Source organism: Rossellomorea sp. NPDC077527 (assembly GCF_044542955.1).
In the GTDB taxonomy this organism is placed as follows: Bacteria; Bacillota; Bacilli; order Bacillales; family Bacillaceae_B; genus Rossellomorea; species Rossellomorea aquimaris_E.
On sequence record NZ_JBITVL010000002.1, the window covers coordinates 153,406 to 166,971 of the forward strand.

20 protein-coding genes are annotated in these 13,566 nt (G+C 43.1%); 2 read left to right on the forward strand and 18 right to left on the reverse strand.

Features of this window, described 5'->3' with window-relative positions; genetic code table 11:
- Entirely contained in the window at positions 1–387 is a 387-nt protein-coding gene (gene nusB, locus ACIGG7_RS05960; protein WP_397549166.1) for a transcription antitermination factor NusB, read from the reverse strand.
- 241 nt (positions 388–628) lie between these two features.
- On the opposite strand from nusB, the gene ACIGG7_RS05965 reads away from it, so the two are divergent.
- Positions 629–901, forward strand: a complete 273-nt coding sequence (locus tag ACIGG7_RS05965) for a hypothetical protein (protein ID WP_397549167.1) — start codon at positions 629–631, stop codon at positions 899–901.
- A 128-nt stretch (positions 902–1,029) separates the two neighbouring features.
- Here ACIGG7_RS05965 and ACIGG7_RS05970 read toward each other — a convergent pair whose 3' ends face one another.
- From ACIGG7_RS05970 to ACIGG7_RS06045, 16 genes are all read right to left on the reverse strand, one after another.
- Complete coding sequence (locus ACIGG7_RS05970) at positions 1,030–1,158, reverse strand: hypothetical protein (protein ID WP_397549168.1); 129 nt, start codon at positions 1,156–1,158, stop codon at positions 1,030–1,032.
- Between the two features lie 36 nt (positions 1,159–1,194).
- Positions 1,195–1,605 (reverse strand): Asp23/Gls24 family envelope stress response protein, encoded by a 411-nt coding sequence (locus ACIGG7_RS05975; RefSeq protein WP_138775478.1) that lies wholly within the window; start codon positions 1,603–1,605, stop codon positions 1,195–1,197.
- A gap of 23 nt (positions 1,606–1,628) precedes the next feature.
- Positions 1,629–2,981, reverse strand: coding sequence for an acetyl-CoA carboxylase biotin carboxylase subunit (gene accC, locus ACIGG7_RS05980; protein ID WP_224940238.1), 1,353 nt, complete (start codon positions 2,979–2,981; stop codon positions 1,629–1,631).
- Positions 2,982–2,996: 15 nt separating this feature from the next.
- Complete coding sequence (gene accB / locus ACIGG7_RS05985) at positions 2,997–3,500, reverse strand: acetyl-CoA carboxylase biotin carboxyl carrier protein (RefSeq protein ID WP_224940237.1); 504 nt, start codon at positions 3,498–3,500, stop codon at positions 2,997–2,999.
- A 244-nt stretch (positions 3,501–3,744) separates the two neighbouring features.
- Positions 3,745–4,293, reverse strand: coding sequence for a SpoIIIAH-like family protein (locus ACIGG7_RS05990; protein ID WP_224940236.1), 549 nt, complete (start codon positions 4,291–4,293; stop codon positions 3,745–3,747).
- A gap of 14 nt (positions 4,294–4,307) precedes the next feature.
- Positions 4,308–4,958, reverse strand: a complete 651-nt coding sequence (spoIIIAG, locus tag ACIGG7_RS05995) for a stage III sporulation protein AG (protein ID WP_397549169.1) — start codon at positions 4,956–4,958, stop codon at positions 4,308–4,310.
- Positions 4,948–5,577 carry a stage III sporulation protein AF gene (spoIIIAF, locus tag ACIGG7_RS06000; protein ID WP_224940234.1) on the reverse strand — a complete coding sequence of 210 codons (630 nt, stop codon included), beginning with the start codon at positions 5,575–5,577 and terminating at the stop codon, positions 4,948–4,950. The genes spoIIIAG and spoIIIAF overlap by 11 nt, the downstream gene beginning before the upstream one ends.
- 18 nt (positions 5,578–5,595) lie before the next feature.
- Positions 5,596–6,795: a stage III sporulation protein AE gene (gene spoIIIAE, locus ACIGG7_RS06005; protein ID WP_224940233.1), complete on the reverse strand. Its 1,200-nt coding sequence runs from the start codon at positions 6,793–6,795 to the stop codon at positions 5,596–5,598.
- 24 nt (positions 6,796–6,819) lie between these two features.
- Entirely contained in the window at positions 6,820–7,212 is a 393-nt protein-coding gene (gene spoIIIAD / locus ACIGG7_RS06010; protein WP_224941291.1) for a stage III sporulation protein AD, read from the reverse strand.
- A gap of 14 nt (positions 7,213–7,226) precedes the next feature.
- Positions 7,227–7,433, reverse strand: a complete 207-nt coding sequence (spoIIIAC, locus tag ACIGG7_RS06015) for a stage III sporulation protein AC (protein WP_034758004.1) — start codon at positions 7,431–7,433, stop codon at positions 7,227–7,229.
- 53 nt (positions 7,434–7,486) lie between these two features.
- Positions 7,487–8,002 (reverse strand): stage III sporulation protein SpoIIIAB, encoded by a 516-nt coding sequence (gene spoIIIAB, locus ACIGG7_RS06020; RefSeq protein WP_224940232.1) that lies wholly within the window; start codon positions 8,000–8,002, stop codon positions 7,487–7,489.
- Entirely contained in the window at positions 8,003–8,926 is a 924-nt protein-coding gene (gene spoIIIAA, locus ACIGG7_RS06025; RefSeq protein ID WP_224940231.1) for a stage III sporulation protein AA, read from the reverse strand.
- A 248-nt stretch (positions 8,927–9,174) separates the two neighbouring features.
- Entirely contained in the window at positions 9,175–9,732 is a 558-nt protein-coding gene (gene efp / locus ACIGG7_RS06030; protein ID WP_224940230.1) for an elongation factor P, read from the reverse strand.
- A gap of 39 nt (positions 9,733–9,771) precedes the next feature.
- Positions 9,772–10,836 (reverse strand): M24 family metallopeptidase, encoded by a 1,065-nt coding sequence (locus ACIGG7_RS06035; RefSeq protein ID WP_224940229.1) that lies wholly within the window; start codon positions 10,834–10,836, stop codon positions 9,772–9,774.
- 1 nt (position 10,837) lies between these two features.
- Positions 10,838–11,284, reverse strand: coding sequence for a type II 3-dehydroquinate dehydratase (aroQ, locus tag ACIGG7_RS06040; protein WP_397549170.1), 447 nt, complete (start codon positions 11,282–11,284; stop codon positions 10,838–10,840).
- A 94-nt stretch (positions 11,285–11,378) separates the two neighbouring features.
- On the reverse strand, positions 11,379–11,948 hold the full coding sequence (locus tag ACIGG7_RS06045) for a YqhR family membrane protein (protein ID WP_224940227.1): 570 nt from the start codon (positions 11,946–11,948) through the stop codon (positions 11,379–11,381).
- A gap of 299 nt (positions 11,949–12,247) precedes the next feature.
- Here ACIGG7_RS06045 and ACIGG7_RS06050 point away from each other — a divergent pair, with 299 nt between their 5' ends.
- Entirely contained in the window at positions 12,248–12,610 is a 363-nt protein-coding gene (locus tag ACIGG7_RS06050) for an SA1362 family protein (protein ID WP_224940226.1), read from the forward strand.
- A 16-nt stretch (positions 12,611–12,626) separates the two neighbouring features.
- On the opposite strand, the gene ACIGG7_RS06055 is transcribed toward ACIGG7_RS06050, so the two are convergent.
- Positions 12,627–13,508, reverse strand: coding sequence for a patatin-like phospholipase family protein (locus tag ACIGG7_RS06055; protein WP_224940225.1), 882 nt, complete (start codon positions 13,506–13,508; stop codon positions 12,627–12,629).
- Positions 13,509–13,566: the final 58 nt, after the last annotated feature.

Here is a 13,566-nt window from a genome sequence, read left to right on the forward strand (position 1 = left end):
TTAAGATTGACTTACCTTTGAAAGAACACCATTGATAAATTTACTGGACTGATCATCGCCAAAGACCTTGGCAATTTCAACCGCTTCATTAATGACGACTTTATCCGGAACATCGTCTACAAACAGAAGCTCGTAAACCCCCATACGCAAAATATTGCGATCCACTTTCGCTAAACGGTCAAATGACCATTTCTCAAGGTTTTCACGGATATGTCCGTCGATACGCTCCTGATTTTCAATGAATCCCAGAACGAGCTGTTCTAGATAGACATCCAACTGCTCCTCTTCTTCCAACACATTCCTTAACGCTACATCCGGCTCAATCCCACTCATATCTATTTGAAATAACGCCTGTAAGGCCTTTTCACGGGCAACTCTTCTCTTCATCTTATAATTACTCCTTTTACTCCATCAATTTTCATACCTTTGATAATAGCACAAACCAAGGGCAATACGCACGTCAATGTAAAAAAATCAATATTCTGAAAGAAAAGCGGAGGGGCTTTGATCAGAGGCGACAAGCATAAGACGAACCATCCGGAAAGGCGTTTTTTGCCTTTTTGGATGGTTTGTCTTATGACCTCGAGCCTCTAAGCCCCGGAGCTGGACAACGAAAAGCGGAGGCGGGTTGGTCAGGCCCGACAAGCATTTCTGGGAAATCCCTGAAGGCGTTCTTTGCCTTTGGGGATTTTTCAGAAATGACCACGAGGGGCTACCCGCCGGAGCTGGACAAAGAAAAGCGGAGGCGGGTTGGTCAGGCCCGACAAGCATTTCTGGGAAATCCCTGAAGGCGTTCTTTGCCTTTGGGGATTTTTCAGAAATGACCTCGAGGGGCTACCCGCCGGAGCTGGACAATCAGAAAAGCGGAGCCGACTGGGTTGCCCCGACAAGCATAAGATGAATGGGCCAAGAAGGCGTTCTTTTGCCTTCATGGACCATTTAGCTTATGACCTCGAGGGACAAGGAGGCGCAGCTGGACAACGAAAAGCGGAGGGGCTTTGATCACGCAGAAGACCTACCATCACCAAACTAATCCAGCCAATGCCCTTGATTATCCAGCTGTTTCAGCAAATAATCCCGCCGATTCAAGCAATAATCCAGCCGTTTCACAATAATATCCATCCTCGCATTCACACCAAATATCCGCACAATCAACAAAAAAAGAACGGCCCCCTAAAGGACCGTCCTTCCCCATTACATTTCGTCTTCAATTTCAGCTTCATACTTTTGATTTTCAAATTGAACCCCTACAATATGAACATTGACTTCGTCTGCTTCCAGAGCAGTCATATTAAGCAGGGCTTGACGAATATTGTCCTGAATTTTTTGAGCGACCGTCGGAATCGCTACACCGAACTTCATGATGCAGTATACGTCTACAATAATTCCTTCTTCGGCAAGCTCCACTTTTACACCTTTACCGTGGTTTTTCTTGCCGAGACGCTCGACGACACCTGTGGCGAAGTTTCCACGCATCTGGGATACGCCCTCGACCTCTGATGCGGCGATACCTGCGATGACTTCGATGACTTCAGGTGCGATTTCAATCTTCCCAAGACCGTCTTTACCGTGAGACATTTGTAAAAGGTTTTGATTTTCCGCCATGTATGGCACCTCCTGAATTCACACTAAGATTTCATTACTTCATATTTTTCTAAGAATTTCGTATTAAACTCTCCACCAACAAAGGTTTCATGTTCTAACACTTTCAGATGGAACGGAATGGTTGTGTGGATACCCTCAACCACAAATTCACTTAGGGCGCGTCTCATTCTTGAAATGGCTTCTTCGCGAGTCGCTCCATAGGTAATGACTTTAGCGATCATGCTATCGTAATATGGAGGGATCATATAACCAGGATATGCGGCTGAGTCGATTCTTACGCCAATGCCGCCTGGTGGAAGATACATTTCAATCCGGCCAGCTGAAGGCATGAAATTCTTCTCCGGGTTCTCTGCATTAATACGACACTCAATGGCCCAACCAGTGAAGGTTACTTCTTCTTGAGTAAGAGAAAGTTTCTCTCCTGAAGCAACAAGAATCTGTTCTTTAATCAAATCGACTCCTGTCACTTGTTCCGTTACTGGATGCTCCACCTGGATACGTGTATTCATCTCCATGAAGTAGAAGGTTTGATTTACGTAATCATATATAAATTCTACCGTGCCTGCACCGGTATAATCAACCGCTTTGGCTGCTTTTACCGCTGCTTCCCCCATTTTAACGCGAATTTCTTCGGTTAATGCAGGAGACGGCGTTTCTTCGATCAGTTTCTGAAGGCGACGCTGAATCGTACAGTCCCTCTCCCCAAGATGGATCACATTTCCGAAATTATCTGCGAGGACCTGAATCTCAACATGCCTGAAGTCCTCAATGAATTTCTCGATATAGACACCCGGGTTACCGAATGCTGTCATCGCTTCCTGTTGGGTGATCGTAACCCCTTTAACCAGTTCTTCCTCACTTTTTGCGACCCGGATCCCTTTTCCTCCACCACCGGCAGTGGCTTTGATGATAACAGGATACCCCATGGAATCAGCAAGTTTCACGGCATCTTCGGTGTCCTTCACAATCCCTTTTGAACCAGGTACAATCGGAACTCCCGCTTCCCTCATGGTTTCACGGGCCACATCTTTTGTACCCATCTTCGAGATCGCTTCAGGAGAAGGTCCAATGAAGATGATATTACAATCGCGGCATAAATCGGCAAAGTCAGAGTTCTCAGCTAAAAATCCATACCCTGGGTGGATTGCATCACAATCCGTCAATTTTGCCACACTGATGATATTGGTGAAATTAAGATAACTGTCTTTCGATGCAGTAGGCCCTATACAATACGCCTCATCTGCTAATTGTACATGAAGCGCTTCTTTATCGGCTTCTGAATAAACGGCTACACTTTCGATGCCTAAATCACGGCATGCACGAATGATTCGTACAGCAATTTCTCCTCGATTGGCAATTAACACCTTTTTAATCATATCTGTTTTCGCTCCTTATTCAGGTTTAACCAAGAATAACGGCTGTCCATACTCAACTAATTGACCGTCTTTTACTAAGATTTCTACAATTTCGCCTTTCGCCTCGGCTTCAATTTCATTAAACAGTTTCATCGCTTCTACGATACATACAACTGAGCTCTCGTCTACCTTATCTCCGACTTTCACGTATGGACCTGATTCCGGAGAAGAAGATTGATAGAACGTACCAACCATCGGAGAAGTGATTTTATGTAAGTTTGCATCCTCAACATTAGCTTGTGGAGCTTCTTTTACTTGCTGTTGAGGAGCTGCTGCTTCCTGTACAGGAGCTTGTTGAACGGCTTGTGCAGCAGGCTTCACTTCTTCCACTGCCTGTACCACTTGCGGTTGGGCAGAAACGGTTACACCATTATTTTTCTTTAAGTTGATCTTTGATCCATCATGCTCGTATGTAAACTCTTCAACACTAGACTGATCTACGAGTTTGATTATTTCGCGAATTTCTTGAATTTTCAACACTGTTGACACCCCTCTTATAGTTTAAAAAATTATGACTAGCTACTAATATCATACGATAATACCACGTATAAATTCAATATGCGATTCCTACCATCCTGTAAAAGCGCATACAACTCTTCCTCTATTCTAGACCTTTTTCGGAAAAAAATAAAATAATAGAAAGGGATTTTTCATTTATCCGCTAAAAAAGACATAAATAAGCCGCCTAAAGATATGCTTTAGGCGGCAGTCTTTTTTGAATCGATTAATTTGCCGGTTGGAATTCTACAGCTACTGGCTTCATTTGTCCTACTTCACTCATGACGAGACGGATGATTTCGTTGGCATCTGCCTTCGAGTGCTCTTTGTCAGATTTCACTGTGATACGGATGTTTTCTCCGTTTGCTCTGACCAATGCATCCTCGTACCCCATTGTTTTGATCATAGTCTCAAGGACGGATTCTGTCATGGCGAGTTCACGAAGGTTTTCCATCTGCTCATATGCTGCACTTTTTTCTTCTGCTGATACATCTGCGTTCGCTACTTTCGCTTCGAGCTCTTCTCGAAGCTGTTCACGCTCGTCGGTCACTTCAAGACGGAGTGCTTCGAACATTTCATTACCGGCAGCGTCTGTCACCACTTCCATGTCAGACATCGTTTCTTTATCTCCACCCCCCGCTTGCTCTTTTCCATCTTTTTCTTGATAGGCCATATCCGTTGCTTGCTGCGTTGGTGACGTAATGTAGTAAACCGAAAGCACGATCACAAGGCTCAACATCGTTAATAACCAAACTGTTTGTTTTTTAAGTAACATCTATCATTTCCCCCTTATTGTTTGGGCAGGACCGATACCCGGTGACTAGGAACATCGAGTGCCCGGGTGACCGCCTCTATAATCCATTTTTTGATTTGTATATTATCGGCTCCTTTTGCTACTACAAGGACACCGCTGACTTTAGGTTTTTTCGTTTCTTTCACAATGGGAACTTCCTTGTCTCCGTTATTGACAATGACGACTTCTTCTTCCTGGGACTTATCTTCTATCGATCGCTTTCCACCTTCTTTATCTTCTTCATTAGTGGATTGCACCTTGGTTGATTCTTTTTTCTCATACACTTTTGATTCCGTCGCTTCCACATTGACTACGACATACACATCGCTTACCCCGACAATTTGATCAAGGGCTTCTTTCAACTGATTTTCATATCGATCCTCGTAACCCCTCATCGAACCGTCTGATTCCTTCTGACCGGAACCGAATGTCGCTACATCTGATGTTCCCCCATCCAGAGGCTTTGCCACTTCGATCCCTTTATCACTGCTCCAAAGATCACTGATCAACATAAAGGCGACACCTACCAGCAATACGATGAGAAAATAATGAAGCCTTTTTCCTTTTTTTACATTGGGCGGAGAATTCGCATTATCCTTTGACAACCATTCCTTTAATGCGTTTAGTGGACCTTTATTAAAGTTCATTTCCTTCCCCAGTCCCCCCTTCAACGGTAATGAATATTTTGTCTGGTGTAAGATTCCATTGTTTGGCAAGTAAGGAGGCCATTTGGGACGTATCCTCTTCGGGTGCTTTCATTCTCGCTTCAGACCCCGTATCAATTTCCACGTGTTGGACTGTTTCAATGCTGCTGTCTTCTTCACTTTCTTTGTCTTTCATCACTACTGATACTTCAGTAATACTATCTGGAACTTTTTCCAGGTCTTCTGCTTGTACCGTAATCTTCTCAATGACTTTACCGTGCTCATCCATCAGCTCCTTTTCTGCTTGTTGTTTCATTTGGACAGCCATCTGTTCTAAAATATATGCACGTTGTGAGGCTTGTATTTCTTTTTTCTTCATTTCTATTTCATTTTCCACAGATTTATTCTGAGATTGTCCATTAAAATCAATCGATTTCATTACTTCATCAAAATCCGTGGACATTAGTTTGAAGAGGGGGGTAAGGATGATGGTGATCAATAATAAGCCCGTCACAATCTTTGTATACTTCTGCATGTTGGAGCTGGGAAGAAGCATGTCAATGACGGTAGCTAAGAGAACAAAGATTATGATATTTGTAATCCAATCGGTTAGAAATGACATGACGGAACTCCTTCCTCCTTATCGCATCATCATCGTGATGTTTCCTGCTGCTATGATGACGGTGAGACTCAAGAAAAACATGAAAGATACTATAGCAAGGGCTGCAAATACATAGATGACGCTCTTTGCAATGGTATCCAGGCACTCTATGACCGGGCCACCCCCGAGAGGTTGCAGGAGGGCTGCAGCCAGTTTATAGATGAATGCAATCATTAAGATCTTGATGGCAGGAAAGGCTGCTATGATCAATACGATGGCGACTCCCGCTATCCCCACCGTATTTTTTAATAGAACCGAGGCACTGATCACAGTATCCGTGGCATCCGTGAACATCCTTCCAATAACAGGGACAAAGTTGCCTGTCACAAATTTCGCCGTGCGAATCGTAATTCCGTCCGTCACGGCTGCCGTCGCTCCCTGCACGGAAATCACCCCGAGAAAGACCGTCATGAAAGCCCCTAGCAGCCCAATGCTCCATGTCCGTAATAACTGTGCCAACTGAGTCACTTTATAATGTACGGAAAGGGTGCTTACGATGCTCAGGAGGGCAGATAGGAATAAGAGAGGCAGCACGATATTCTGAATGAGTAAGCCACTTGTATTCATCAGAAAAATGATGACAGGATGAAAGAATGCTGCCGAAACCACTCCACCAGAAGCGGCGATCAGGGCGAGCAAAAGGGGAATGAGAGCGATGATGAAATGAACCATGGTGGAGATGGCATCCCGCGTGTAGTCAATCGCCACATGAAAGCTGTTCAGGGCGATGATGATCAACACCATGAATATAATGCTGTACGCCACCTTACTGACACTTCCTCCCTCAAACGAATTCTGCAGGGATTGGAGAAACATGCTAAAGATTGTGAGCATGATCAGGGTTCCTAACAATTTCCCATTCATCACAAGTTCTTGAAACGCAAATTTGAAGATTCCGCTGAACCACACTTTGAATGAGAACTCTTTCTCACCCTTCATGAAATCAATTAGACTGCCTTTTTGACTTTCTGGGAGATACCCCCCATACTGATCCACGATGTCATTCCAGTACCCTGTTAATTCTTCAATCCCTAACCGATCAAGCTGGGTATCGATCATCTCCTGCTGAATGGTAGAATCGGGATGGCTTTGCCCTTCTCCTTCTTCTGCTTGTCCACTTGAGGTGCCCATCATGAATAGAACGAGTGCCATGACGAAAATTCGATATAGCTGCAACATTTTTACCACCTCTTAACGTTTCGCTTATCCCGTTGGAATCATATTGATGATGGTTTCAATCATCACTGTAAGAATGGGAACAGCCATTGCCAATATTAATATCTTCCCGGCAAGTTCCACCTTCGCGGCTAGAGCCCCCTGTCCGGCATCTTTCGTAATATGAGAAGCAAATTCCGCTATGTAGGCGATGCCGATGATTTTAAGAATGGTTTCCACATACACCATGTTCACATTTGCGTTAGCAGCAAGTTTTTCAATCATATGAATGATGGAGTAGATTTGGTCGATGAGAAATAAAAAAATCGAACAACCTGTAAACACAATGAGCAAGAATGCAAAATTTGGTTTCTGTTCTTTTACGATTAAAGCGAGAAAGGTCGCAACCAGTGCTATCCCTACAATTTGGATGATTTCAATCGCGGACGCCCCCTCTATCCTTGGTATAAGAAGACCGATTTAATCTTCTGGAACAAATCATCAACAATCGATGCCACCATGAACAGAATATAAATGAATCCGAAAAGTGTAACCCACTGAGCATATTCCTTTTTCCCTACCTGATCTAAGATTGTGTGCAAAAAGGCCACCACTATCCCTACTCCTGCAATTTTGAAAATAATATCTACATCAATTCCCATATTCATTCCCTCCTGGTCTCTAAACGCTCATCCCCCAATGGGGATTGACTAAATTATAGTAATAGGATGATCAGCAGCAGTCCCGATAGAAAACCTAAGCTTTTCGTCATCTTTTCATATTTCCGTTGCTTTTCTACAGCTTCTGTTTCTTCCCTTTCAAGATGTTTGAGAGCAAGCTGGATATGTTTTTGTTGAGTCATCATATCGTGTCTGCCGAGGTTCTCTCCAAATTGCTTCAGAATTTCAAACTCTCCTGCCTTGAAAGCTGTTAATTTCCAAATGTCATTGAGACTCTCTTCCCATGCTTTTTTCACTGAAATCTCCTTCTCTGTCAATTTCTTGGAGAACGTTTCAAAGAACCAGGAAACAGGCTTTTGCAGCTGCTTGGAAATCTTTCTCGTTGCTTCATGCAAAGGGGTATGACTGTAGGTAATCTCAGCTTCCAATGACTGAAGGGCGACTTTCAGCAACCGAAGCTGCCGAGGTCGTTCCGTGAGGTATTTCGAAGCCTCGAAGCCCGCCCAGGAAGTGGATAATAGAATGAATACAGCACCAATCAGTTTAATCATTTATGTCACACTCACTTTTTTGAGAAGAGATTGACCGTTTTGATCCCACACTTCATGAACCTTACCAGGTTCATCTCCTCTCCTTAGTTCCACGAATCGCTCGATGGTTTGAAGTTTCACTATGTCTTTAATCACTGGTCTCTTACTTACTTCACGCAGGGTAGCTCCATGGGTCGTCATAATAAGAGTGATACCGGCATTTACGGCTTCCTGGATGGCTTGGCCATCTTCCACCCGACCGATTTCATCGACGATCAGGACTTCGGGACTCATGGAACGAATCAACATCATCATGCCTTCTGCTTTTGGACAGGCATCCAGCACGTCCACCCTCGGTCCAAACATCAGCTGAGGAATCCCATTCACACATCCGGCAATTTCAGATCGCTCATCGACGATTCCTACTTTATACGGCGGGATGTTTTTTTCAGGTACTCCCGTCGAAATCATCCTGGCAAGATCTCTGAGCAGTGTTGTTTTGCCGGTCTGGGGGGAGCCGATCATCATCGTATGTTTCCAGCCATCGTTGTAAACATAAGGAAATATAGACTGTGCTATGCCTACTTTTTCTCTTGCGATGCGGATGTTAAAGGAAGAAAGGTTTCGAATCCCCTTAACGATACCTCCTTCGAGTATCACCTTCCCTGCAAGTCCGACACGGTGTCCGCCTTCGATCGTGATATAGCCTCGCTTTAATTCTTCTTCCAATGTATAAAATGAATGACGAGATAACTTGTTAATAAGCTGTTCACAATCTTCCTCTGTCACGGTATAGGGAAGAAAGTATGGTTTACCTCGTGCTGTGACTTCCAGCACTCGGTTGGTACGAACCCTGATTTCTTCAATCCGGTCAATGAGATCTCGTGGAAGGGTCAGGACTTTGTCAGAAATAGTGCTGGGTAGTAAGGCTAGAACTTCTTGCATTTGTAGTACCTCCTAATCTTGTTCCACTTCGGGATGAATGAAACAGAGAACGATCCCTCGTACATGCTTCCCGATAATACAATGTATTCTAGCAATATAAGATTATGACAATGGAGATGGAAGAATTCTGGAGAAGCAGAAGCGCGAAATAAAATTAACGCGATTAATGAAAAGAATGGGAGGAGTTGTAGCAGATTGACATAAAAAAAGCCTGAGCGGGAAAGTTCCCGTTCAGGCTTTAACATTATTTATCCACGTGATACGTAAGATCCGTCTGTCGTATTGATGATTAATGTATCCCCTTCGTTGACGAAGAATGGTACGTTAACCACTAATCCTGTTTCAACAGTCGCAGGTTTTGAACCACCGGAAGCAGTATCACCTTTGATACCAGGCTCTGTTTCCGTCACTTTCAATTCTACTGAGTTCGGAAGCTCGACTCCAAGAGTCTCTCCACCGTACATCATGATGGATACTTCCATGTTTTCTTTTAAGTATTTTAATTCTTCTTCGATTGAAGAAGCAGGAAGCTCGATTTGATCGTAGCTTTCATTGTCCATGAATACATGCATGTCACCATTTGCATACAGGTACTGCATCTTACGGTTGTCGATTTGGGCTTTCCCTACTTTTTCACCGGCACGGAATGTTTTTTCCTGGATGGCACCTGTGCGAAGATTACGTAGTTTCGAGCGGACGAATGCTGCTCCTTTTCCCGGTTTAACGTGTTGGAAATCCATTACTCTCCAAATTCCGTTATCGACTTCAATCGTTAAGCCTGTACGAAAATCATTTACTGAAATCATATTTTTTCCTCCTATTGTCTAGTAGGCCCTTTGACAGGACTAAAATGGCAGAATGATTAGATCTTTTGTTGAGTGTGTCAGTGTTTCATTGGAATCTTCAGTTATGAGTGTATCATCTTCAATACGTACTCCGCCAACACCAGGAACATAGACACCTGGTTCAACCGTGACGATCATTCCTGGCTCAAGTACCACGTCTGAGCGCGAGGACAATCCTGGACCTTCGTGTACTTCAAGACCGATTCCATGTCCTAACGAGTGACCGAAATACTCACCATAACCTTTTTCTGTTATGTAATCACGAGCGATCGCATCCGCTTCTTTCCCTGTCATCCCAGGTCTGATTTGTTCCATTGCAAGAAGCTGTGATTGGAGAACGACATCGTAGATCTCTTTCAATTTCTCACTTGGTTCCCCTACAGATAAAGTGCGTGTCATATCGGAGCAATATCCTTTATAGTATGCACCATAATCCAATGTTACAAAATCACCTTTTTCAATGACTTTGTCACTGGCAACTCCATGAGGAAGTGCTGAACGATTTCCTGAGGCTACGATGATATCAAAAGATGATGACGTCGCTCCTGCTTTTCTCATGAAGAATTCTAATTCATTGGAAACTTCTAACTCTGTCACACCCGGCTTGATAAAATCTAAAATATGCTTAAATGCTGCATCGGCAATATCCGCCGCATCCTTAATTATATTAAGCTCTTCAGGTGTCTTAATCAAGCGTAACTTTTCCACTAGACCGGATACCGGCACCATTTCCGCTTCTACTGCATCACGGTAGATTTCATATGCACTGTAAGTCATGTCGTTCTTTTCAAAGCCAAGCTTTTGAATACCAAGATTTTTAGCCTGCTTCGCCACTTCTTCATGAATCGGTCCAGTGTGCTGTACGATTTCATAATCAGACGCCTGTTCTGTCGCTTGCTCTATGTATCTGAAATCTGTAATGAACAGGGCTTTTTCTTTGGAAATCAACACGACACCGGATGAACCCGTAAAGTTCGTCATGTAGCGGCGATTATACGTACTTGTTAATAAAATCCCGTCAAGTGCATTTTCTGAAAAAGTCTTACGTAATCGTTCAATTTTCATTTTACTCCACTCCCTTAATGTTCTTTATAATAGCCTGCAGGGCTAACTCGTAACCAAACAGGCCGAATCCCACGATCTGCCCAATGGTTTCAGCTGCTATGACAGATTGATGCCTGAACTCTTCACGGGCATGAATATTGGATATGTGCACTTCCACAACCGGGACGGATATGGATGCCACCGCGTCTCTTATGGCATAACTGTAATGGGTGAAGGCGCCGGGATTCATGATAATTCCCCCATATCCTTCATCCTCCGCCTTGTGGATCATATCAATGATTTCCCCTTCGTGATTCGACTGCGCTGAAACCAATTGAAACCCTTCTTTTTCTGCCTGTATTCTGACATTTTCTTCTAGTTGGGTTAATGTGACGTGGCCGTAAATTGCGGGCTCCCGTTTTCCTAACCTGTTTAAATTCGGGCCATTCAACAGTAAAATTTTCACCATATGTAAACTCCTAAAAAAATAGAATGTTCATCATGAACATTCTAACATAAACCATTTACCTATACCTACATAATTGTCTGATAAATAGCATTTCTTAATGAGATACTTCTCCAGATTTCTCCTTATTATCCTGGTGCCTCAATTCATTTTCTTCATAAGAAATCGAGTAACCTATGAACACACCGTAAAGAATATATAAACAGAAAATGGTGATCAATGTATGATAATCTATCGCTGTAAAGGATTTAATACTCGGGAAAAGCGGATTAAGTACCAGGAAAAAAGCCAGATAAAGAACAATCCCATAGCCAGCACCTACCCACATAGATTTGAATTTCCGCAAACCTCCATAATAAATGAGAGCCACACCGATCGAAATGACACCGTAGGCGACGATGGATAAGACAATTCCGATCCACTTGTCGACCCAATCTCCTACAGCCCAAGGTTCGAATATGATATTAGGTTCAATTTTGGTAAAGGAAAAGAAATAACATAGATATGCAATCGAACTCCAAAACATCCCACCGATAAAACCGGTGACGACGACCATTGCCGTGAAGGAAAGGGGCTTTTCACTCTGATTCTGTTCTAAGCGGGGATTTTCTTTGCTTTCTTCCGTGCCCTCCTGGACTTTTTCATGTTGACCTTTTTGTTCTGCCATCTGTAACACCTCCATTCGTAGTATGTCCCATTGCTTGAATACTTTGCACATTATTGCTTAATTTTCAATTACACAAGAATCCACCGAAATACATGATTTAATACCCTTCTTCCTAGTGCTTTTCATCTTTTTTTAGTAAAATAGAGTATATCTTTCAAAACTTCTGAAAAAAGATGCGAACATCTTCCATTCAATACACTATAAAAAATCAATTAATACGGTTAAAGAACACAGAAATGGTCTAGAATAATAGTATAGATATTATTTAAGATGGATAGTCATGTAAGGAGGTGGCTTTGTTGAACGCTCGTAATATCTTTGTCTCTACACTAATATTATTGGCTATGATCGGGCTTGGGGCTTCCCTGTTCGGAAATCCTTTAGGGCTGGCAAGAAAACTGCTGGTAACAGCAGCCGTCATCGGGATCATCTACTTTATATACCGAAGATGGTTCAGTGGAAGAAGGGCTGGTAATAGCAATGAACAGAGAGCGTTTGTTAAAGCAGCCAAACAATCAAAAAAACGGCATAAAAAGAAATCGGCCAGTAAGCCACAAGTATCCAATATGTCTAAAAAGCGCCCGATTCGCAAAAAATCCAATGCCAAACTAACTGTAATTGAAGGAAAAAAGAATAAAAAAAACAATCGAGCCTCTTTTTAAGAGCTCGATTGTTTTATTAATACGGCCATTTTCGCAAAAAGCATTCAGCCTTTAATTTACCGTATTGAATGAGTTCCGCTTTCCTTTCGGGAGTCAGCTGGAATTCGGTGGTCAGAACTCCCTCTGTCGGGATAAAGATGATATTCTTTTCATGCTTTCTCGAGATGTACCTTGAATCATGGGCATCTTTCATGGTTGTGAAGAGTGCTTCATATAAATCTATGGCATTGTTGATCTGTTTTTTCGGTTTTCCGATCACATCGTGACTCAGTTTTACTCCAAGAACGGGCCTTTCCATTTTCACATTCTCACTGTCAAAAAGCCATATGGGAAAATTGCTGAGCACCCCTCCATCCACCATGAAACTGATTCCTTCCAACGAGCGGAGCTTCACTGGTTCAAAAAAATAAGGAAGACTCGCACTCATCCTGATCGCCCGTGCAACGGGGAAGGTTTCTTTGGCAATTCCATATTTCTCGAGATCATCCGGGAGAACCAGTAATCGGCCATTGGACAAATCGGATGCTATGACACGGAGGGAATGAGGGGGTAAATCAGCGAACGTATAAATCCCCCTCGCTTTCAGCTTTTCTTCCAGCCAGTTTTCAAGTGCCACCCCTTTGTATAAACCTAAACGATAATAGACACGAAACCACTTCAGAATTGGAAGGGATATGATTGCGTTTGAATCCATTAGTTCTTTCAAATCAATATCGTCCATTATGTCGAGAAGTTCCCGGCTTGAGTATCCAGCAGCAATAAAAGCGGCAATCACAGCACCTGCACTTGTTCCTGCAAGCCTCTTGAATGTGTATCCTTTCTCCTCAATAGCCTGATAGGCTCCAATCAGGGCAAGCCCCTTTATTCCTCCACCGGAAAATACGCCATCTATGTCCATAGGCTCCACTCCTTCTGAGGTGTATTACTACATCTTTAATTCACCGTGAAGGATTTTA